24 protein-coding genes are annotated in these 20,936 nt (G+C 38.6%); 12 read left to right on the top strand and 12 right to left on the bottom strand.

From position 1 onward, the window contains the following. The first annotated feature begins 42 nt into the window (after positions 1–42). Together R3X28_RS11790 and R3X28_RS11785 are read left to right on the top strand one after the other, a co-directional pair. Entirely contained in the window at positions 43–432 is a 390-nt protein-coding gene (locus R3X28_RS11790) for a DUF302 domain-containing protein (protein WP_317664486.1), read from the top strand. 136 nt (positions 433–568) lie between these two features. Continuing rightward, positions 569–1,312 (top strand): slipin family protein, encoded by a 744-nt coding sequence (locus R3X28_RS11785; RefSeq protein ID WP_317664484.1) that lies wholly within the window; start codon positions 569–571, stop codon positions 1,310–1,312. A gap of 81 nt (positions 1,313–1,393) precedes the next feature. On the opposite strand, the gene R3X28_RS11780 is transcribed toward R3X28_RS11785, so the two are convergent. From R3X28_RS11780 to deoC, 5 genes are all read right to left on the bottom strand, one after another. Continuing rightward, positions 1,394–1,903, bottom strand: coding sequence for a hypothetical protein (locus tag R3X28_RS11780; RefSeq protein ID WP_317664482.1), 510 nt, complete (start codon positions 1,901–1,903; stop codon positions 1,394–1,396). Between the two features lie 262 nt (positions 1,904–2,165). Beyond that, the gene (locus R3X28_RS11775; protein WP_317664480.1) at positions 2,166–2,807 is read right to left on the bottom strand and encodes a WG repeat-containing protein; all 642 of its coding nucleotides are present in this window, start codon (positions 2,805–2,807) and stop codon (positions 2,166–2,168) included. Between the two features lie 26 nt (positions 2,808–2,833). Beyond that, positions 2,834–3,286 carry a DUF2267 domain-containing protein gene (locus tag R3X28_RS11770; RefSeq protein WP_154366365.1) on the bottom strand — a complete coding sequence of 151 codons (453 nt, stop codon included), beginning with the start codon at positions 3,284–3,286 and terminating at the stop codon, positions 2,834–2,836. A 111-nt stretch (positions 3,287–3,397) separates the two neighbouring features. After that, a complete protein-coding gene (gene deoD, locus R3X28_RS11765; RefSeq protein WP_154366367.1) occupies positions 3,398–4,096 on the bottom strand; it encodes a purine-nucleoside phosphorylase in 699 nt (232 codons plus the stop codon). 11 nt (positions 4,097–4,107) lie between these two features. After that, on the bottom strand, positions 4,108–4,752 hold the full coding sequence (gene deoC, locus R3X28_RS11760; RefSeq protein WP_317664478.1) for a deoxyribose-phosphate aldolase: 645 nt from the start codon (positions 4,750–4,752) through the stop codon (positions 4,108–4,110). A gap of 179 nt (positions 4,753–4,931) precedes the next feature. On the opposite strand from deoC, the gene R3X28_RS11755 reads away from it, so the two are divergent. The 4 genes from R3X28_RS11755 (at position 4,932) to R3X28_RS11740 (ending at position 10,104) form a co-directional block, all read left to right on the top strand. Continuing rightward, on the top strand, positions 4,932–5,798 hold the full coding sequence (locus R3X28_RS11755; protein WP_154366371.1) for a universal stress protein: 867 nt from the start codon (positions 4,932–4,934) through the stop codon (positions 5,796–5,798). Then, a complete protein-coding gene (locus tag R3X28_RS11750; protein WP_317664475.1) occupies positions 5,795–6,640 on the top strand; it encodes a universal stress protein in 846 nt (281 codons plus the stop codon). Before R3X28_RS11755 ends, R3X28_RS11750 begins: the two co-directional genes overlap by 4 nt. A 168-nt stretch (positions 6,641–6,808) precedes the next feature. Next, complete coding sequence (pta, locus tag R3X28_RS11745; protein WP_317664473.1) at positions 6,809–8,899, top strand: phosphate acetyltransferase; 2,091 nt, start codon at positions 6,809–6,811, stop codon at positions 8,897–8,899. Positions 8,900–8,916: 17 nt separating this feature from the next. Continuing rightward, the gene (locus tag R3X28_RS11740; RefSeq protein WP_317664471.1) at positions 8,917–10,104 is read left to right on the top strand and encodes an acetate kinase; all 1,188 of its coding nucleotides are present in this window, start codon (positions 8,917–8,919) and stop codon (positions 10,102–10,104) included. A gap of 49 nt (positions 10,105–10,153) precedes the next feature. Here the strand turns inward: R3X28_RS11740 and R3X28_RS11735 are convergent, their stop codons facing one another. Next, positions 10,154–10,522 carry a hypothetical protein gene (locus R3X28_RS11735; protein WP_317664469.1) on the bottom strand — a complete coding sequence of 123 codons (369 nt, stop codon included), beginning with the start codon at positions 10,520–10,522 and terminating at the stop codon, positions 10,154–10,156. A 190-nt stretch (positions 10,523–10,712) separates the two neighbouring features. On the opposite strand from R3X28_RS11735, the gene R3X28_RS11730 reads away from it, so the two are divergent. The 4 genes from R3X28_RS11730 to R3X28_RS11715 all read left to right on the top strand — a co-directional run bounded on the left by R3X28_RS11730 (position 10,713) and on the right by R3X28_RS11715 (position 12,637). Then, positions 10,713–11,042, top strand: a complete 330-nt coding sequence (locus R3X28_RS11730; RefSeq protein ID WP_154366382.1) for a YtxH domain-containing protein — start codon at positions 10,713–10,715, stop codon at positions 11,040–11,042. Between the two features lie 6 nt (positions 11,043–11,048). Further along, on the top strand, positions 11,049–11,393 hold the full coding sequence (locus tag R3X28_RS11725) for a phage holin family protein (RefSeq protein ID WP_154366384.1): 345 nt from the start codon (positions 11,049–11,051) through the stop codon (positions 11,391–11,393). A 106-nt stretch (positions 11,394–11,499) separates the two neighbouring features. Further along, complete coding sequence (locus tag R3X28_RS11720) at positions 11,500–11,709, top strand: DUF6327 family protein (RefSeq protein WP_154366386.1); 210 nt, start codon at positions 11,500–11,502, stop codon at positions 11,707–11,709. A 127-nt stretch (positions 11,710–11,836) separates the two neighbouring features. Next, positions 11,837–12,637: a patatin-like phospholipase family protein gene (locus R3X28_RS11715; RefSeq protein ID WP_317664466.1), complete on the top strand. Its 801-nt coding sequence runs from the start codon at positions 11,837–11,839 to the stop codon at positions 12,635–12,637. Between the two features lie 78 nt (positions 12,638–12,715). Here the strand turns inward: R3X28_RS11715 and R3X28_RS11710 are convergent, their stop codons facing one another. After that, the gene (locus R3X28_RS11710) at positions 12,716–13,183 is read right to left on the bottom strand and encodes an Hsp20/alpha crystallin family protein (protein WP_154366389.1); all 468 of its coding nucleotides are present in this window, start codon (positions 13,181–13,183) and stop codon (positions 12,716–12,718) included. Between the two features lie 182 nt (positions 13,184–13,365). On the opposite strand from R3X28_RS11710, the gene R3X28_RS11705 reads away from it, so the two are divergent. Both R3X28_RS11705 and R3X28_RS11700 read left to right on the top strand, forming a co-directional pair. After that, on the top strand, positions 13,366–14,067 hold the full coding sequence (locus tag R3X28_RS11705) for a hypothetical protein (protein ID WP_154366392.1): 702 nt from the start codon (positions 13,366–13,368) through the stop codon (positions 14,065–14,067). A gap of 377 nt (positions 14,068–14,444) precedes the next feature. After that, positions 14,445–14,936 carry a DNA starvation/stationary phase protection protein gene (locus tag R3X28_RS11700; RefSeq protein WP_317664464.1) on the top strand — a complete coding sequence of 164 codons (492 nt, stop codon included), beginning with the start codon at positions 14,445–14,447 and terminating at the stop codon, positions 14,934–14,936. Between the two features lie 274 nt (positions 14,937–15,210). Here R3X28_RS11700 and R3X28_RS11695 read toward each other — a convergent pair whose 3' ends face one another. The 5 genes from R3X28_RS11695 to R3X28_RS11675 all read right to left on the bottom strand — a co-directional run bounded on the left by R3X28_RS11695 (position 15,211) and on the right by R3X28_RS11675 (position 20,932). Beyond that, complete coding sequence (locus R3X28_RS11695) at positions 15,211–16,242, bottom strand: helix-turn-helix transcriptional regulator (RefSeq protein ID WP_317664462.1); 1,032 nt, start codon at positions 16,240–16,242, stop codon at positions 15,211–15,213. Positions 16,243–16,475: 233 nt separating this feature from the next. Next, positions 16,476–19,040, bottom strand: a complete 2,565-nt coding sequence (locus tag R3X28_RS11690) for an ATP-binding protein (protein WP_317664460.1) — start codon at positions 19,038–19,040, stop codon at positions 16,476–16,478. Between the two features lie 155 nt (positions 19,041–19,195). Further along, positions 19,196–19,642 carry a response regulator gene (locus R3X28_RS11685; RefSeq protein WP_154366401.1) on the bottom strand — a complete coding sequence of 149 codons (447 nt, stop codon included), beginning with the start codon at positions 19,640–19,642 and terminating at the stop codon, positions 19,196–19,198. 15 nt (positions 19,643–19,657) lie between these two features. Next, positions 19,658–20,218, bottom strand: coding sequence for a helix-turn-helix domain-containing protein (locus R3X28_RS11680; protein ID WP_154366403.1), 561 nt, complete (start codon positions 20,216–20,218; stop codon positions 19,658–19,660). A gap of 264 nt (positions 20,219–20,482) precedes the next feature. After that, positions 20,483–20,932, bottom strand: a complete 450-nt coding sequence (locus R3X28_RS11675) for a ferritin-like domain-containing protein (RefSeq protein WP_154366405.1) — start codon at positions 20,930–20,932, stop codon at positions 20,483–20,485. Positions 20,933–20,936 lie beyond the last annotated feature (4 nt).

The raw sequence follows: 20,936 nt of genomic DNA, 5'->3' as shown, positions 1-20,936 counted from the left end.
TATCATGGGACAAAACCCATGAGTATATAAAAACAAGGACAAATGGACTATTACTTTAGTAAAATGCTATCTGGTACTACTTTTGAGAGTGCAATAGAAAAAATAACGAATGCTTTGAAAGAAGAAGGATTTGGTGTACTTACCGAAATTGATCTTAAAGCAACCTTTAAGAAGAAACTGAATGTTGATTTTCCAAATTATAGGATTTTGGGAGCTTGTAATCCCGAATTTGCCCATAAGGCCCTATTGGCTGAAAATAAAATAGGGACCATGCTCCCTTGCAATGTTATTGTACGGGAAACAGAGAAGGGGGACATAGAAGTTGCCGCGGTAGATCCCATTGCTTCAATGACAGGGGTCGGAAATTTTGATTTGGCGACTATCGCAGAAGAAGTAAGGGGTAAGCTTAAAAAAGCAGTAGAAGGTTTATAGTGCGCGTATTTCGGCAATTGCCTTTTAGCTGGTTTTGTTCTGCCCTGATTAAGATCATTACAGGGTTATGGTGTTGGTCGTATTTTTAGAGAATCGCAAGTTGATTGCGTACCTATCTTAACTTAAATCTAAAATCATGAATCCACTGTATCTGTTTTCGATTATCATCGTACTATTTCTATTGGCCGGTATCCGAATAGTCTATGAATACAAAAGGGCGTTGAAATTCCGATTCGGAAAGTATGTAAGAACGCTTCAACCTGGTTTTCGATGGATCATTCCACTTGTCGAGACCATTCAGGTGGTCGATGTCAGGGTCATAACCATTAATATCGTTTCTCAAGAAGTTATGACAGAGGACAATGTGCCATGTAGTATCGACGGAGTAGTGTTTTTTAAAATAAGCGATCCCGAGAAAGCCGTTTTGGAAGTAGAGGAGTATAATTTTGCCATAACCCAACTTGCCCAAGCGGCATTGCGTGATGTATGTGGTAAGGTAGAACTGGATACGATTCTCTCCAAAAGGGAAGAAATGGGCAAGAACATCAAATCTATCGTTGAGACCGAAACCCATCATTGGGGCATTGAAATCATAGATGTAAAGATCAAGGATATTCAATTACCCGAGAATATGAGAAGAATGATGGCCAACCAGGCTGAGGCTGAACGATCCAGAAGGGCAAGGGTCATTTTGGCGGAAGCAGAAAACCAAGCGGCAGCAAAACTTTTGGAAGCCGGACTTCAAATCGATAAATCACCATCAGCCATAAAATTGAGGTTATACCAAACTTTATCGAATATTGCTGCGGAAAAAAATTCTACCATACTATTTCCATTTCCTGAAGAAGTCTTACCTAGGCCAAAGAAAAATGAAAATTAAGGTTTGGCCTTTTATTCCATTGGTTCATCCGATGGAAAGATTATAGGTCGTGGGTAAATTTTGGTCAATTGGCAACAAGAGCTATTCTTTTATACTAACGGTGATCGATGCTCCTTTTTCATCCCCAAGGACCATAACTGAAACGTTTTCTTTTTCAGCGGCAAAATGAATTCCGGAGCCAGCTATTGTTGTGAACTTGATAGTGAAGTCTTTTTCTTCCAAGTTGTCCTTGTACGCTTTGATATTGTCTTGGTTTACATCTTCAAATAGGATTGTCCAGCTTTTACCGCCAATCATTTCCTGGGTGTTTACCACTTCAATTTTGCCCGAGGTGAATTCGGGTACATGGCTAGGGATGTCATTTGGCCAATTTTGGGCAGTGGCATCGGTAGTGAAGGTTCCTTCATCGGTTTTAATTACGATTTTTTCATCATCCAAATCTACATCTGCGTCTTTGCCAATAGATTTTTCGATAAGCTTTTCCTGAGTTTTTTCCGCAGCTTGCTTGCAGGAAAGGAATAGGGCCATTGTTGATAAAAGAAAGGCCATGGATACCAATACCTTTGTTGAATGTGATAACGGATTTTTCATGAATATGGTTTTATATGAATGTGTGTTTTTTAAAGGAGATAATAGCTAAAGCGACTTTGTAGTTGGATTTTGATTGTGTTCTTAAGTAGTGTTTAAAGGTATTCCTGGAAAAGCGGGTTAGTGAATTTTATAGCTGGGTATATTCTGGTGTAAGCAAATCACCCAAAACTTTATTAGCTAAAATTAATTGGGTGCTTTGCTGTTTTTTGTATAAGTAAAAGCATGGTTTCAAAAGAATTAATGCTCTTGTTAAAGAGCTTGACTACAAGTAGGAATTTAATTTTTTGGTTTCCCATTTGTTGTCTTTCGTTTTGAATATCAGAAGGTCATCACCGAACAATTTGGCCCTTAATTCGGGAGTTTCATATCTTCTTTTGGCGGTCAAAATGTGTTCCCTTTCACATATGGGCCATATTATTTCACCGTTTGTATTTACGACTACTTCTGTAAAGATATAATCGATTACACCTAGTTTAATTTCATTTTGTCCTTGGAACGCCTCCCGAACATAGATACCGACCGCATTTTTATGATCGAATTCCGTGATATTCAGGTACTCGGGTTCTATTACGGTTTTACCCGTTTTATCAATGAATCCATAGAAAGGGATATCGTTCACTTTTAGTTTTTGGATCATACATAGCCCGTTTTTGAATTTCGGATATCTAATACCCAAAACACCCTCTTTGCCTGGGTCGGCATTTGTATTCCAGACCAAGTCATCCCTGAAATCAATGACAAGTTTGGCACTTTCGTCGATAAAGCCCCATTGGTCGCCTATACGTACTGCTGCCATACCCTCACTAAATGGGGCTATTTCATCGTATGAGGTGTTTTCTGTCTGCGCGTGTACTGCTATGGGAAAGACCAATAGCAATATAAGAAGTGAGTTAATTATTTTCATGTTGTTATATTTTAAAATTCGAATTCTTAGAACATGATATTGGAATAGATCATGGTTTTCAAATCTTTGGGCAATCCGTCCCTAATATCTTCCATTTCACCTAGTGATATATATTTTCTCAGTAAGATAAAAGTGGTGTCTATATACTGTTCTGCAACATCATCGCTATATTCAAAATCGTTGATGGCCGAAACACCATCATGTTTTCTGACCAAATCAATGAAATCGGCCATTTTTTTTATTTTGGGACGTTCCTTTCTAATCGTCCACCCATTTACGTAGACGGCTTTTAGGAACATAGGGAATTGCGCTATAAGCTGTAAAGATTCCTCGACAGGGATAATATCCCGTAGGGCATGTAAAATAGAAGATAATATTCTACCTGCTTTATCGGTGTCTTGGCCAAGGTTCATTTCCTTGGTATAGTTTTTAAGGAAGGTGTTGCCTTCTACTGCGAATTGATTGAAGTTTAGTGCCATGATCATGCTTTTTAGGATTGCATAAAGTTGGCAACTAATAGATTAATCGGAAATGACCTAGGTCATTCCAGATGGGTTATTTTAAATCGGAATTATTTGGTTTTGTGGTGTTTAAGTAATGTTCAGGGCTATCTCTATCATTTCGTTGAATGAGGATTCCCTTTCTGCCGCCGTTGACTGCTCCCCGGTAACCAAGGAATCTGAAATGGTTAGTATCGCCAGGGCCTTTACATTGTGTTTTGCCGCAAGGGTATAAAGACCGGCCGCCTCCATTTCAACACAAAGAACACCATATTTGGCCCATAGTTTATAGGCTTCCTTGTCATCTTCATAAAACTCATCTGCAGATAGGACATTACCTGCTTTGATCTGGATATTCTTTTTTCGGGCATATAAGCAGGCGTTCATGAATAGTTCAAAATCGGCAGTGGGTGAGTAATCGGCATTTACGAAACGGGAATTGTTTATTCCCGATGTGGTAGAAGCCGCCATGGCCAAAACGATGTCACGGATCTTGATGTCTTTTTGGTAAGAACCTGCAGAGCCTACCCTGATCAAGTTTTTGGCTCCATATTCACTGATCAGTTCATTGTAATAGATCATGGCCGATGGTATGCCCATACCACTACCTTGAACAGAGATTTTCTTGCCTTTATATAAGCCGGTGTAACCTAACATTCCGCGCACTTGGTTATAGCATATCGCATCATCCAAGAACGTTTCCGCAATCCATTTGGCACGTAAGGGATCGCCTGGCATTAATACTGTTTCTGCGATGTCTCCCTTTAATGCTTCGATGTGTACGCTCATATTCGATATTATTAATTTGTTGCTGCGATTGCAATTCCGGATGAGGTGCCTATTCTGGAAACCCCCAAAGAAATATATTTCAGGGCAGTAGCCCTATCTTTTACTCCACCTGAGGCCTTTATTTTTGCCTTGTCACCAACTACTTCCTTCATCAACTTTACGTCTTCGAAAGTAGCTCCACCAGTACCGAAACCAGTAGAGGTCTTAACGTAATCCGCTTTTGCCTCAACGGCCAATTTACAAGCCTTTCTCTTTTCCTCTTGGGTCAAATAACAGGTCTCGATGATCACCTTTAGGACTTTGTTCCCAATGGCTTGTTTTATTTTGGATATTTCCTGTTTTACCCATTCCGACTTACCTGATTTTAACCAGCCGACATTAATGACCATGTCAATTTCATCGGCCCCGTTCTTTATGCCTTCTGAGGCCTCAAAGACTTTTGCTTCAGTACTCATGGATCCAAGAGGAAAGCCGATGACTATGGCAAGTTGCACCTTGCTGTTCTTCAATTGTTCTTTAGCCAATTTGGTATAGCAGCCGTTTACGCAAACTGCTTTGAAACCATTTTCTTTGGCCTCTTCGCATAATTTTTCAATATCGGATGGTTGTGCGGTCGCCTTTAATACGGTATGGTCTATATAATCTTTGATTTGCATGGGAATGAAATGTTTTTTTAATCTGATGGCTCAAATGGAATCCAACCCCAAAGATACAAATACAACCATGATGTTTTCTATGATATTGGTCATTAAAATTCTTTATGTGATTGGCTGATTCATATCATGGACAAACTTTGATTTAGGCTTTACTTTTGGTTATAATAAAGGTGTTTTTTATGAAAACAATACTCATACCTACCGATTTTTCAAAAAATGCATGGAACACTATTGCCTACGCAATGGAATTTTTGAAAGAGGAACGTTGTACCTTTTACTTTCTACATACCTATACACCAGCATTCTATCGAATGGATTATATAATCGGGGGACCTGAATTCAGTGCAATACCGGATAAGGGGGTAGATGATTCGGTACAAGGGTTGGAAAGGACCTTAGAGGCCGTAAAAGCAAAATTCAATAACCCCAAACATATATATAAAACCATTTCGGCATTTAACGAACTGACCGATGAGATCAGTGACCTGAACATAAAAAAAGATATAGACCTAATCATTATGGGTACCCAAGGGGCCTCGGGGGTTAAAGAGATTTTTTTGGGTACCAATACGGTTCATGTGATAAGAAAAAGCAAGGTGCCGGTTCTTGTGATTCCTTCAGGATATTCGTATCAAGGAATTAAACATGTATTGTTCACAGCGGACTATATTTCGGATTATGATAGGAACCAATTGTATGTAGCTATAGAAATCGCTAAGATGTACGATGCGGAAATCACTGTCTTGCATATAAAAGAGGAATATGATCTAACAAAGGCCCAGGAAGAGAACAAAGCACTTCTAGGTCTTTATTTGGCCCAGATTCCCCATGTTTTCAAAGAAGAAAGGGGAACTTACATGCCAGAGGCCATTATCGATTATTTAGACCGGAACGATTATGAACTGCTTGTCATGATGAACAGAAAACATTCCTTTTTTGAACGAATGATGAAAAGACAACATGTTGACCAAGTAGGTTTTCATGTTCAGATACCGTTCTTGGTTATACCAGATGTTACGAAAAACACCAAAAAGTCCTTACAATGAAAACCGTTCTTTTACCCACCGATTTTTCAGACAATGCATGGAATGCCATTTTCACAGCCCTTAAAATTTTCGAGACTGCGGATTGTAATTTTGTGCTATTGAATTCATATGAGCCTAAAATCACGAACCTCTTGGGGAATAAGAGCAAAGAACGGTTGGGTGTTATTTATGATTCCCTATCAAAAAATTCTAAGGCACAGCTTAAGAAGACCATGGAATATTTGAACACGCACCACGCAAGAAACAACCATAGTTTTGAGTTCGAGTCCATCTCGAACAATTTGGAAAGTGCCATCAATGAAGTGGTAGGTGAAAAAGACGTAGACCTTATTGTCATGGGTACAAAGGGTGCTACCGGTGCCAAGGAAGTTTTTTTGGGCAGTAATACGGTTCGGGTCATAAAAAAAGTACGTAAGTGCCCCATAATTGCCGTTCCTGAGGATTATGACTTCAAAAAACTTAAAAAGGTGGTCTTTCCTACAGATTTTACACACACTTACCTTAAGCGGGAACTTAGGCCTTTGGTTGATTTGGTCAGTTTATGGAAGGCCGAAATATACATTCTTCAAATCGCCCAGGAAAATAAATTGGGCGAAGACCAAAGGGAACATATGAAAATGCTGTCCAAATATTTAAAAGGTGTGGATCATAGCTTCCATACCTTTGAGATGTGGAACAATGTCTCGGAAGCCACAGCGGAATTCGCTAAAAAAAACAATGCTGATTTTATCGCCCTAATACACTACCCACATACATTTATGGAAAAATTGACAAGGGAACCTGTTGTTCGAAAAATAGGTTTTCACACTAAAATACCTTTGCTCATATTACCGGATATTTAGAATTGTTGGTTTCATGTAGGTTTAATTTACTTCTTGTTAAAAAAGGTAATATTATTCTATTGATTTATGGGATAAAGTAATGAAATTCGTTAGTTTACATAATAAATAAGGTAAATTTCTTTAAAGGTTAGAGAAATCTTAAATTTGCCATAAATTTTATCATTGCTAATGAGCAAAGCGATTTATATTGCCACTACGGAGCCAAATAGTGGTAAATCAGTAGTTTCCTTAGGTTTAATGCAAATGCTTCTAGGGAAAGCGGCAAAAGTAGGTTATTTCAGACCTATTATAGATGACTATCCCAACGGGGCCAAAGACAATCATATTACAACGGTGATTTCCTATTTTAATATTCCCATGGAATATGAGGATGCCTATGCCCTTACCCGGAGTCAGGTAAACGAAAAGAATAATAAGAACAAAGAAGACGAAGTTCTCGATGCGATCATTGAGAAGTACAAGGCGATTGAAAAACGCTTTGATTTCGTTCTCGTTGAAGGTACCGATTTTTCCAGTGAAGGTTCGATCACCGAATGGGACATAAACGTTCTTATGGCCAAAAACCTTGGTATACCCACCATCATTTTAGCGAGCGGCGTTGGTAAGACCTTAGGTAAGTTGGTGAACAACCTTTATATGGCCTATGATTCTTTTAAGGATAAAGGTGTCGAGGTACTTATGGTGGTTGCCAATAAGGTGCAACCAGAAAATATTGAAATCGTTAGAAAAGGCCTTAAAGCCCAATTGCCGGATAATGTTCTGATTGGAGTGGTTCCTATGAACCCTGTTTTAAGAAACCCGACCATAAAGGAAATTGTTGAGGTGTTGGATGGGGAAGTGCTCTTCGGCGAAGAATATTTAAATAACCAAGCCGGTCATTTTGGGGTCGGGGCCATGCAGCTTCGAAACTATTTGACCCATTTGAAAAAAGATGGACTGGTAATTACACCAGGGGATAGGGCAGATATAATCCTTGGGGCGCTACAGGCAAACCTATCGGCGAATTATCCGAATGTTTCTGGTGTTATATTAACCGGAAACTTGGTGCCAGAGGATTCAATAATAAAATTGATCGAAGGTTTATCGGATATCGTTCCTATAGTTTCGGTAAACCAAGGTACATTTTCGATTACCAACAAGATAGGTGCCATTAAACCACGTATCTATGCGGAGAATTTACAGAAAATAACCGCTTCTATCAATGATTTTTCCAAACACGTTCCCGAAGAAGAGCTTGCTGAAAGGTTGATAACCTTTAAGGCAAAGGGTATTTCTCCCCGAATGTTCCAATACAACTTGTTGAGCAGGGCAAAATCGGATATTAAACATATTGTACTGGCAGAAGGTCTTGATGAACGTATATTGAATGCCACAAAACTTTTGGTAGATTCAAATGCCGTTAAGATTACCTTGATTGGGGATCCAGAAAAGATAAAAGAGAAGGTTTCCCAAATGGACCTGGATTTGGATTTAAAAAAGGTCAATATAGAAGATCCGACTTCATCCGAACATTTTAATGAATATGCAGAAGAGCTTTATAGGCTTAGAAAGCATAAAGGGGTTAATTTGGCCATGGCCGAGGATTTAATGGAAGATGTTTCCCACTTTGGTACCATGATGGTGCATAAAGGCCATGCCGATGGTATGGTTTCAGGAGCCGTGCATACCACAAAACAAACCATTCTTCCTGCATTGCAGTTGATCAAGACCCGCCCGGATGTATCCGTCGTTTCTTCGGTCTTTTTCATGTGTTTGGAGAATCGGGTAACAGTATATGGGGATTGCGCCATTAACCCTAACCCTACCGCGGAACAATTGGCAGAGATAGCAATTTCCTCCGCAGAGACCAGTACTGCTTTCGGAATAGAACCGAAGGTAGCCATGCTTTCATATTCATCTGGGGATTCAGGTGTAGGGGAAGATGTGGATCGTGTGCGTAGGGCTACCAAAATAGCGAAAGAAAGACATCCTGAACTAATACTTGAAGGTCCTATTCAGTATGATGCGGCAGTTGATGCCAAGGTAGGTAAGGTTAAATTGCCGGACTCCAAGGTAGCAGGTGAGGCCACCGTATTTATTTTTCCGGATCTGAATACAGGTAACAATACGTATAAAGCCGTTCAAAGGGAAACAGGGGCATTGGCCATTGGTCCGGTTTTACAAGGACTCAATAAACCTGTAAACGATTTGAGTAGGGGATGCACCGTAGACGATATTTTCAATACGGTAATCATAACGGCCATACAAGCACAAGATTAATCCAGTAAAAAATAATAATGAAAGTTTTAATATTGAATTCGGGAAGTTCATCGATTAAATTTCAATTGATTGAAATGCCCGAAGAAAGAGTGATCTGTTCTGGACTTGTGGAAAGAATCGGGTTGAACGATGCCGTAATTACCTATAAAACGGATGTGGATAAATATACGCAGACCCTAGCCATTGAAAACCACCATGTTGGTTTGGAAATGGTCGCTGCATTTATCATGGATCCAGAAAAAGGGGTTGTAAAGGATGCGAGTGAAATTGAAGCCGTAGGCCATAGGGTGGTTCACGGTGGCGATGCGTTCTCGGATACCACACTCATAACCTCAGAAGTAAAAGATAAAATAAAGCAATTCGAGAATTTGGCACCGTTGCACAATCCCCATAACCTAAAGGGTATTGAAATTGCAGAGGATATTTTTCCAAAAGCGAAACAGATTGCGGTTTTTGATACGGCCTTTTTCCAGACCATTCCCGTAATGGCCCGTAAATATGCCATACCAAATAAATTCTATTCGGAGCATGATATAAAAATGTACGGCTTTCATGGTACCAGCCATAAGTATGTGAGTGAAAAAGCCAAAGAATATTTAAAATCTTCTACACGTAATATCATTTCCGTTCACCTAGGTAATGGCTGTAGTATTACTGCCTTGAAAGATGGCAAAAGTATTGATCATAGCCTCGGGTTCGCACCGAGTAACGGTCTGATCATGGGGTCACGAAGTGGTGATATAGACCATTCCTTGATTTTTTACTTGGTAAATGACCTAGGGTACGATTTAGATACGGTAAATAAAATGCTTATCAATGAAAGTGGTATGTTGGGCCTTACCGGTTATAGTGACCTAAGGGATATTGAAGCTGAGGCAGAGAAAGGAAATAAAGAATGTCAACTGGCACTTGATATGAATGTTTACCGAATCAAAAAATATATGGGTTCATATGTAGCGGCTCTTAACGGTTTGGATGCCATTATATTCACAGCTGGTATAGGTGAGAATTCTGACTATATCAGAGGCCATGTGTGTAAGGATATGGATTATTTCGGCATTGCCTTGGATGAAACCAAAAATGGGGTAAGATCAAAGGAAATTCGTGAAATAAACTTGCCAACTTCAAAGGTTAAGGTTTTGGTTATACCTACCAATGAAGAACTTGAGATTGCCAAACAGAGTTATGAACTACTCCATTCTTAAGTAGCTTTATTTTTTATTCCGTAAAATACCTAAATACCCCCATGAAGGTTCAATTACTTCGTTTGGGGGTATTTTTATTGCTTCTTCCACGGTTGGCATTGTGCTCTTCGTGATATTTACGAATATTCTCCTCTTGATAATTTTTTACGCGTTCGTACCTGTGACGTGTCAAGTCTATGTTCCTATATCTGGGAGGTAGTTCCCTACGCCTCACCCAGACTCCACCATCCAAGTACAGGTATGTTTGGGCCGATAGGTCATAATAAACGCTGAATTCAGGAAAATAAACATAACGTACGACCTCTAAACGATTGGGGTAAAACCAATTGGGGGGACGATAATTTGGCCTTGATGAAATTACTACAGGGCCACAACTGAACATAAACAACAGTCCTAACAAAATGCTAAACTTTTTCATGATATTTACTTTTCTACCTTAAAATAAATCCATGTAGGGTTAAGAAGTAATGATCTACATCATTTAGATGTAAAATCCCATGAGCAGTGGGCCAAAGAAGCCTGTCAGAATGATTTAAATCATTCCGATTTGATAAATGGAGCCCTACATTCGTTATCGTAATTCAATATTCACCTTAAATATTTTAATCATGACAAACGATAGTGGAAACATCATGTTGGCCTTATTGACAGGAGCTGCGATAGGAGCAGGGTTTGGAATACTTTATGCACCTGATAAGGGTACTAAAACCCGTGAGAAAATAAGAGAAAAAGCTTTGGATACCACACACGAGATCACTGAACGTGTTACCCATGCCAAAGACGAACTGACTAAAACCGCCAACGAGAAAAAGGTTGAGTTCGAACAAAAGTTAGAGGACACTTTATCCAATATGAGTTATAAGGCCGATGATATCATCGCGACCTTGGAACGTAAGTTAGAAGAATTGAAAAAGAAAAATGCACAACTTCAGAAATAACAACATATGGGTTTTGATGATTTAAAGAAGGATCTAATAGAGGCCGATGTCGATATTAGGTCCTATCTAGAGAACAGCGAGGAATATTTTAAACTGAAAATATTCAAGGCCCTAATGCGGGCGGTAACTTCATTTACCCATTTTTTTCTTTTAGGGGCCCTTTTGGTAATGGGTCTGTTTTTTATTTCCCTAGCCCTTTCTTATGTCATCGGTGATGCAATGGGAAATACACTTTACGGCTTTTTCATTGTTGGTGCTTTTTATCTGGTGGTAGCTGTCTTATGCTATATTTTCAGGGGAAGGTTGGATCGCCCCTTACTCCGAAAATTCTCTAGATATTATTTTGAATAAAGTCAAAAGTACCCTATTTGGTATTCGAGACCCAAAAAGGTTTCAATAGCAATGGAATGGGTAAATCGATACGTTGTGGTAAATCATGAATTAAGAGTTTGAACAGATGAAGGAATACAGGTCTTTTACAGAAATAGATAGGCAATTGAAAATATTGAACCTTCAAAGGGAGATAGATTTGGAACACTTTAAATTAAGCCTGAATCGATTTAGAACCGATTTATATCCTACACAATTATTGGGAGGGTTCAAAGGGATAATACAAAAAACCGTGATTACATTTATTTTACAGAAGTTGCGAAAAATAAGGCGGTAGAAATTCGTCGGTTATCCATATACTCCCGCACCTTTCACAATTTAGATTCAAATACAATTGTAAAACTATTGACTTTCAATTTTTACAGCCGTATATTTAGTCTCTTGGCTAAATAAATGGTTATGATATGAATATTGGATTGGCGCTATCCGGAGGCGGTGTTCGAGGGATTGCCCACATCGGCGTAATAAAAGCACTGGAAGAACACGGTATTTCTCCCAATTATATTGCCGGGACAAGTGCTGGGGCCATAGTGGGAGCTCTATATGCCAATGGTAATTCCTGTAAAGAGATACTCGATTTCTTTAAATTGACCGATGTTTTCAGCATCAACAAATTTGCCCTTGGTAAACCCGGGATCATAGATACCGAGAAGTTGTATGATAGTTTTAAGGTGATTTTAGGGACCGATGATTTCCATGTCCTGAAAAAACATTTATATATAACCGCAACCAATATTATCGACGGTACGTTACATATTTTCAATGAAGGTGAGCTTATTAGACCAATTTTGGCCTCAGCCGCATTTCCTGCAGTATTTACTCCAATTCAAATAGGGGAAGACCATTTTATAGATGGCGGAACTTTGAATAATTTTCCCGTTGATCTGATTACGGAACAATGTGACAAGATCATTGGGGTTTACGTGAATCCGTTCGAGAAGAAAAACATTAAAGACCTAAAACATTCTTTCAGCGTTCTGGACAGGGCCTACAAGATACGATCGGCCCATGATTCCATATCAAAGTTCAAAGATTGCAGTGTGGTGATCAGTCCTAGGGAATTGAAGAAAGTAGGTACTTTTACCGTAAGGGATATGGATGCCGTATTCAATTTGGGTTATGAGGCGGCCATGGCCAAATTAACCAAGGAAAAGGTAGCTGAGATTCTTGGGGAATGGAAAGATCCCCGTGATGGTAAAAAATAAAACCCCTAATCCCATTTACTATAATACATGGACGCTTTTAGATTGGGAAAAGGGGCGTGATAGAAACAATCGTTGAAACTATCCTATTTCAACAACTTTAGGTTTGTGTTTTTTGGCAACCTCCTTTTTGTCGAGTTTAAAGCTTAAAATACCATCATTGTATTTCGCTTTAATTTCTTCATCCTTCACATTCTCTGGTAATTGTAGTGATCTTTCGAAGGCATTGTAACTAAATTCCCGACGGGTATAATTATCTTTTTCTTCTTCGTCTTCGGAAGTTTTTTCCGCAGAAATGTTCAAACAGCCATCATCAATGGTAATATTGAAATCTTTTTTGTCAAAACCGGGCGCTGCCAGTTCTATTTCATAATGGCCTTTATTTTCCTTTATGTTAAGGGCTGGTTCCCCTTTTCTTCCATTCCAAAAATCATCATTTATTAATCCTTGGTTCCAAAATCCCTTGTCGAAAAAATCCTCCATATCAAAGAAATCAGAGGTAACTAGATTTCGAAAAGGTCTCTTTTTGTTGAATTTTACTAGTGACATAATACTTTTTTAGGTTAAACATTCATTTGAACACAAAATTAATGGTGATAGGGAAGGTAAGGAATGATGTGGGTCAGTCGCACAAGGTTTTTCAATACTGATCTTTATCATTTTATTCGGTGATAAATGATGGTAGATTTAAGAAAGTGAAAAATGATTGTTAATTTCTAAAACAGCACATCATGATAGTAAAACAATTGGCCCAGCATAAAGAAGAGAACGATTTTGAGCAGTTCTATACTAAAATATCGACCTTGGAACCCGATTTAAAAAAATTTATGTCAAGAAGTTTAAAGGCTGCAGAGAACCAGGCAGCTGTTGACAGGGGGTTCTATAACGCAGATGAACTCTTAGATGAGATTTACCTTGAGGTTTTTAAGGAGTTCGCGGATTATATGGATGCAGATAAATTAAAAACCATTCTTTTCTCAAAAGCCATCCAGAAAATCGAGGAAAAAAAGATCATAGAACAGGAAACCCCAGAGTATGTAAGTACGGAGAAAATGCTTAAGGACGAGATGAATGCCTTGGATGAAAAATTTACCACACAGGCAGATGGAGATTTGATATTGAACACCGAACTTGATGACATCTCGTATAAGCAAACCATGGAGCGTCCGAATAAATTGATTTTGGATACTACCTTGGAAGAACAATTGATCAAGAAGTTGGATATTGACGATTCCCTTTTACCTTCAATGGAAAGACGTACCACTTTTGGTGCCCTATTCAATAATATTCCTCCAAGAAGTAAGTCCGTTTTAGAGCTGTTCGCCTTTGGTAACCGTAGTGAGCGTGAAATTTCTGAAATTTTGGAAGTGCCCGAAACCATTGTGATCAGTACGGTTAGGAAGCTTAAAGAACGATTTAGGCTTATAGAATAGATTTGTTGGGCCTTGTGCCAGGGTTTATAGATTTGACGTTCCGAAAATAAAAAAGGGAGGCCCCACGCCTCCCTTTTTAACTTTATAGATCCTCTTCCCCAAGAGGATCCTTATCACATACTCATAAGACAAATGTATAGGTCTTCCCAAGTTGGGGGTAACGTTATAACATTGAAAATTGCCACAATCGATTAAAACGGTTTTTAAAATTATTCACAAGTGATAGCTATTCTTCTTTCCCTTCAATAATGAAAATTCAGGGTCGGTAAAATTTGGTGAATCCCATGGATTTTATTTAGGTCAATTATAAAATCCATAACGTCAATGGCTAAGGGAGTTTACTTCTAAATTTGGGTATAACCTTAAAAATAAATATTATGCAAAGTACAGAAACCGCCATTGGCATTAAAAAAGACAATAGAAAAGAAGTAGTGAAAATGTTGAAGCAGCTACTTTCAGATGAGTATATCATGTATACCAAGTATAGAAACGCTCATTGGAACGTTGAGGGTCATGATTTTCATAGTAAGCATGTCTTTTTTGAACAAGAATATGGCAAGTTAGAGAATACGATAGATAAAGTCGCTGAACGTATACGAATGCTGGGTTTTTATGCCCCAGGAAGTATGCAACAGTTTTTGGAGCTATCCGAACTAAAGGAAAACGGACCCACATCAAACGATAGTATAAGTTTTATGGAGGTGTTATTGGAAGATCATAATACTATTATCAAATTCATTAGGGAAAGTATAGGGGAGAATGCCGAAGCGCACAATGATGAAGGTACGGCAGATTTCATAACCGCTATAATGCAAATGCACGAGCAAATGGCCTGGATGCTGCGCTCTTCATTAAAAACCTTTTCATAGTCTAAAGCTTATCATTACAAAAAAAAACAGCATCAAGGAATTTTCCTTGCTGCTGTTTTTTTACCCATACTCTTTTTAATTTATTATAGCCGTTAAGTTGATAATGGTATAGCGGTATATCCTAATTTCAATGGGCACTGGGCCTTTTAATCATGATGAACGCCTACTCAACCAGTATTCTTTTTCTGACCTTTGTGTTTAGATGTAGAACATGTATGTAAAAAAAAAATCCGTCGGTGAGACGGATTTTTTTTGATTTTGCTTGAATGATTTATTATGCCGATAAAGCGATTTCGTTTTGATTGTCTTGATAGTATTTTGGACTACAATTATACTTTTCCTTGAATATTTTGGAAAAATAGCTTCTACTGGTCAATCCTATGGTGTAAACGATTTCCGAAATATTTAGGTCCGTAGTACGGATTAGGTTTTCGGCTGTTTCTATACGTACGTTTCTTATATAATCAGAAACGGTTCTATTGTGTAATAATTTAAAACCTTCCTGCAACTTGGCGGGTGACATCCCTGCTTTTTTGCTCAATCCCTTCATACTGTATTTTCGCTCGGGATAGTTTTGGATAAAATCTGACAACTCTTTAACCATTTCCATTTCATTCTTACTTAATGACCCGGTCTCATTCGATAAACTTCTTACATCTTCTTTATGTTGTTGCACTTCCAGGGCCAGCATTAAGTGTACTATCCCTTTTACCAGAAGCCTCCTGACTATACCTCGTTGCTTTATGGCTTGTAACTCTTCCATTTTTTCGGTTATTTTTAAATTATAAGAACCGACGTAGGCAAAAATTTCTTTTCCATCTTTGGGCATAAAGGTTTCCAAAAGTTGTTTCTGCAAAAGGTTTATATTATGGTCCAGTCTTCCATTTTCATGGGTGTCAACGGAAATATATGAAAACCGGATGCGTTGCTCTTTCTTGAAGAACAATGCCGTATCCCTACTAGGGTCACAAGCAAAAATGCCGGTTTGAAATTGGTTAAGATTCCTTTTAGTCCCTTTTAGGTCAAAGCTATGTTGCATTTGCCCTTGGGCACAATACAGAAAATAAATAGGATTGGTATTTGGGGTATGGTTAAGAATAGTGGTATCCTGATTAAAAGTAATATCGTATTCCAAGAAAGAAATGGTCTCGTTGACTTCGATCCCGGTAATCTCGCCCTGTACCAAGTCATTGTCAAGGCTCAAATTATATTCTTTAGGAAGACTTTTCAATTCTCCCCCAAAATCCGATTGTAACTGCTTAAAGGTTTCTTCAATGCTGTTTGTTTTGAGTTCTGTGATTTTCATGGCGTTGTTTTTTAAGGGTTCCTGATTCTTTAATCAATTTGTTGATACAAAGTTCGTCATCGACCCCGCTTTTGCCGTTATACAATTATTGCATTCTGTTATATAATTATCGGAAATACCTAAACAAAAAGTTAAATTCTTTTCTTTTAGGCCTGTTTAAGGGGCAATATAAGGAGGCTTATAAAAGTCAATAGAGGTAGGTGGAGTGTTGTTTTATATGAATTGCACCGGTTTCATGCAGGCAGATACACGCGAAAAGTAGTTCCTTTGCCCAATTCACTAGTAGCACCGATATAACCATCGTGGTTTTCTGCGATTTTTTTGCAAATGGCCAGCCCTATTCCCGTACCCGAGTATTCATCACGTTGATGTAAGCGCTCAAAAAGCCCGAATATTTTTTCGGCATGTGCATTGTCAAAACCAATCCCGTTGTCGGTCACTGAAAGTTTGTAGTAGTTTTTGCTTTTCTTATCAAAGTCTTCCCGAATTTTATTTCGTGGTATTTTTTTACAGTCGATCAATATCTTCGCAGGTTCTGATGTGCTTCGGTATTTTATGGCATTTGATATAAGGTTGTTCAATAGTTGATCCATTTGAAAAGGTATGGCATTTATCCTTGGAAGCTGGTTCACATTTATTTGCACCCCGGTTTCGTTAATGCGTTCTTCAAGATCGGCGAGTACTTCATTGGCTATATCATTTAAGGATACTTTTTTAAATTCGTCCTTGGTTTTGTTAAGACGGGAATAGGCCAATAAGTACTTAATCAGTGTTTGCATGCGGTTTGCGGCCTTGCTCACTTTTTCAAAATAGATCTTTCCTTTTTCCGAGAGGCGGTCTTGTTCAGCTTCTGAAATGCGTGAAACGAACAATTGTATTTTACGCATGGGTTCTTGAAGGTCATGGCTGGCCACTCGGTTGAACGATTGTAATTCTGCATTGGACCGTTCCAATGCCTCGTTTTTGTTCCTTAATTCCTGTTCGGCCAAAATATTCTGGGTAACATCCTGGACTACACCGAGCGATACCGGTCTTCCCATTCGCTGGGTACTTCTTCCGTTCAATGACAAATGCTTAACCTTGCCATCTTTGGCGATGATCCTGTACGAATGCACATTGGAAGATCCTTTTTCGGTGGTTTCCGAACCTAACCGATCATAAGCTTCCAGGTCATCGGGATGAACAAAATCTCGATACCCTTTAAAAGTAACTTTGAACGAATCGGGTTCGTGGCCAAGAATACGATAAAAATTATCGGAAATTAACGCTTCTCCCGTGTCTAGATACCAGACATAACTACCGATGTCCGCAACACCTTCCGCATCTTTGAATATGGAGTTCTGAACGGATAGTTGATCGTTCAAAAACTGTAGTCGTTCCGATTTGGATTTTTCTTCTGTAATGTCCCGGGTAGTTACGGTAACCCCATCATTCAACTTCCTTGCTGTTGCCTGGAACCACTTGGTCGTTCCGTCTTTTTCAAAATGGGTCTCATAATCTACCTGTTCCCCTTTCTCGATACAGGTGACCAGATTTTCAAAGACCTTGTTCTTGAAGATAGTGGGGAATATTTCCGAAGCCTTCTTATGTTTTATTTCAACAGGAATGTCCCCTGTAACATTGTTAATGGCATCATTTACGAACAAAAGCTCAAAATCTATGATGGCCCCTTTGTCATCACGTACAGATTTTAAGTGCATCACCACATTGGATATACTTTTTAAGATGTTACCCAAAAAGGCACGATTCTCCATTAACTCAAGGTTTCGTTTTTCTAGAAGTTTTTTTGAAATGGATAGGTTGTCCAGAGCGATCTTTTCCGCTGTGGTATCGCGTGAGGTGATCAATATACCCTTGTTCAGTTTTGTTGTAGTGGTATCGTACCAAAACCTTTTATCCCCAAAATCGTACTGTTTTTCAAAATTTTGGTTCTCGTCTTTTTCTATACATGTAACAAAATGCTCAAAAACACCATTTTCAAAATGTTGGGGGAAAGCTTTTGATAACAATTCGGTATCTCTTGGGCGTGTTGATTTCTCTAACACATCTTTTATGTTCTTATGGTGATAGGCCATATTAAAATCAATGATCTTGCCCGATTGATCACGAACAGGCTCAAAATAACTGATGACATTTTTTGAAGTCTCCAAAATACTCTCCAAAAAATTCTGTGTTCTTTGGGTTTCTTTACGTTCATTGTTTAGTCGCCAAAACGCGATTAAAAAGATGCATAGGGCGAAAATCCCTAATAAAAGAGACATTAAAGGGGTAAGGAAGGCATTTGATTCGTATGTTTCCTTATGTTTTTTCAATAAGAGTTCTTCTTCATTCAACATCATCATTTTAACCTTTCTCAGTTCATTCATCCTTTTACTAAAATCGTTCACGAGTGAACTTTTTATGCTGAGGTTGTCCGGGGAGTATGTTATTTTAGGAAGAAGGTCGTACAGTTCTGTTTGGATCACTTTTACCTTTTGAAGGTTTTGTTGGTTGATCGGGCTTGCGGAAGTTAATTCGGTCAATCGCTCAAAAGTGTTCGCAATACTGTCTTTTTGATTGTCAAGATAACCTTCGGCAAGAGGGGTTTTACGAAGGTTGGTCTCGTATGCCATGGACTGCATTGCCGTGTATTGGGAGAACAAGGTGTTTATCTCATTCTCAAGATCAAGGGTGCGGGCTACCATTTCGGAAGATTCCCCCAATTGAATTATTTGGCGATACGTAGTGCTCCCGATGAACGTAAGAATGGCCACGGAAAAAATTAAGAGTGCAATGAAAACTTTGGATGACTTGCCCAAACCTTGATGTATTTTTAATGATTCGATACCTTAACTGCTAAGTTACGTAATGTTAGGGGCTTCTGGTAAACATTGTCTTTCATCAAAAGCAATCGGGGTAAGGATTTAATCTTTAGCGTTAAAAATTAATGTGATTCTATAATTAAGGATAAGGTTTATAGGCGAAGTAGAAAATTATCCCTGTTCAAGGCAGAAGTATGGTATTGCCAATTTAATCGTAGTACTTTGTCCACGGCTTTTTTCAATGCCCCGAAACTATTCGGCTTATTGATATAAATATTGGCACCATTTATAAAAGTTTCCTCAATATCCTGTTCTGAGGATGAGGTTGAGTAAATAGCAACGCAAAGGTGTGAAAGTGCTTTGTGCTGGCGAATTTCCTGTAAACACTGCATACCGTTTTTAACCGGCATGTTCAAATCTAAAAAAATGATCTCAGGAAGTTTGGTACTTGGATGGCCAAGATAATCCATCAATTGTTTTCCATCGGGAAAAAGGGAAAGTTCGGTCTTTATTTCTATTTCGTTAATAGCCTCTTCAAAAAGCATTCTGTCATCGGCATCGTCATCGGCCAACACTATGTTCATTTTATTCAACGCCATTTTAGCAATGCATGATTATGGTGTAATTCCCTTTTCTTTCCGTTTTTTTATTATTCTCTGAAAAGATGAAGGGGTTAGACCAGTTGTTTTTTTGAATTGTGCGGACAGATGGGCTACACTGCTGTAATTTAACCTATGCGCAATTTCGGTCAAGGTAAGGTTTTTATCCATAATCAAATGCTTTACCACATCGATTTTTTTAAGGATGATGAAATTCTCAATCGAGGAATGGGTTACCTCCGAAAAAACGGAGGATAAGTGTGCGTAAGAATAGTTCAAGGTCTCTGATAAATAGGTAGATATGTTATATTTTCCAGCCTTGTCACTATCGTTTACCAACGTGGTGATGGCGTCTTTGATTCGTTGTACTAGGACATTTTGGGGGTTGTCCAATATTTCAATACCGTATTTTTCCAAAGCCTTCCGAAGTTCGTTTTTATGGTCGGCGCTAAGGTTGTCGCTGAACTTTATCTCACCTAAGGAATGTATGGTATATGCTACGCCCAATTTATCCAATTGCTCTTTTAGAATGGTCTTACAGATCGTATGGTAGTCGAATTTTATATTCAGTGTCATAGCTCAACGATATTTCATTTCAATTTCCATAATGCTCCGAGCTTTATTTGTTGCAATTTCCGGTTTCTGATCAATAGGGGGCTTTTGACCTCGAATACCCGTAAAGAAATAAAAAATATAATATTTTCCGCAATTATAAGGTAATAAACGTAATATCAAAACACCAGATACAGTTCAAAAAGGTGAAAAGGATGGCTTGGGTGGATGTTTTGCATAAAAAAAGGATGCCAACAGGCATCCTTTTTCTTTATTCGCGGGGGAATCTTAACTTAAATCCTCCAAGGTTTTAATATTGTTCAGGTCAAAGATGATCTGACTCAATTGTTTTCTAAGCAATATGGCCGTGGTAGGCGGTAAGCTGGTGTCTTCCAAAACTTCCTTGTAATCGGATACAGCCGCTTTTTCGCCACGTATCGATTCTTCTAGCATGGCTTCGGCATCGTCTGTAGAAAAGAAGGCCTTAGTGTCCATCCACGCCCGGTGTATGGCTCCGGTGATACTTCCGCTATTTTCGGCATCTTCCCCGAATTGCTCTATTTCTGATTTTAAGGTAAGGCCAAAATCATGGCGCTCTTTACTCCTTTTTTGAAAATAAGGTTTAAGCAATGGATGGTTCGTGTTTTCTGCCGCTTTTTTATATCCTTTTTCGGCATCGTTTAATTTTTCTAAAAGATCGTTCAGTTTTTCTGAAATAGTTTCTGTGTAAGTACTCATATTT

It is taken from the genome of Maribacter sp. TH_r10, from assembly GCF_033101095.1.
GTDB classification, from domain to species: domain Bacteria; phylum Bacteroidota; class Bacteroidia; order Flavobacteriales; family Flavobacteriaceae; genus Maribacter_A; species Maribacter_A luteus.
Note: the sequence above shows the minus strand (reverse complement) of the source record. Positions and strands in the feature narration are given on the sequence as shown.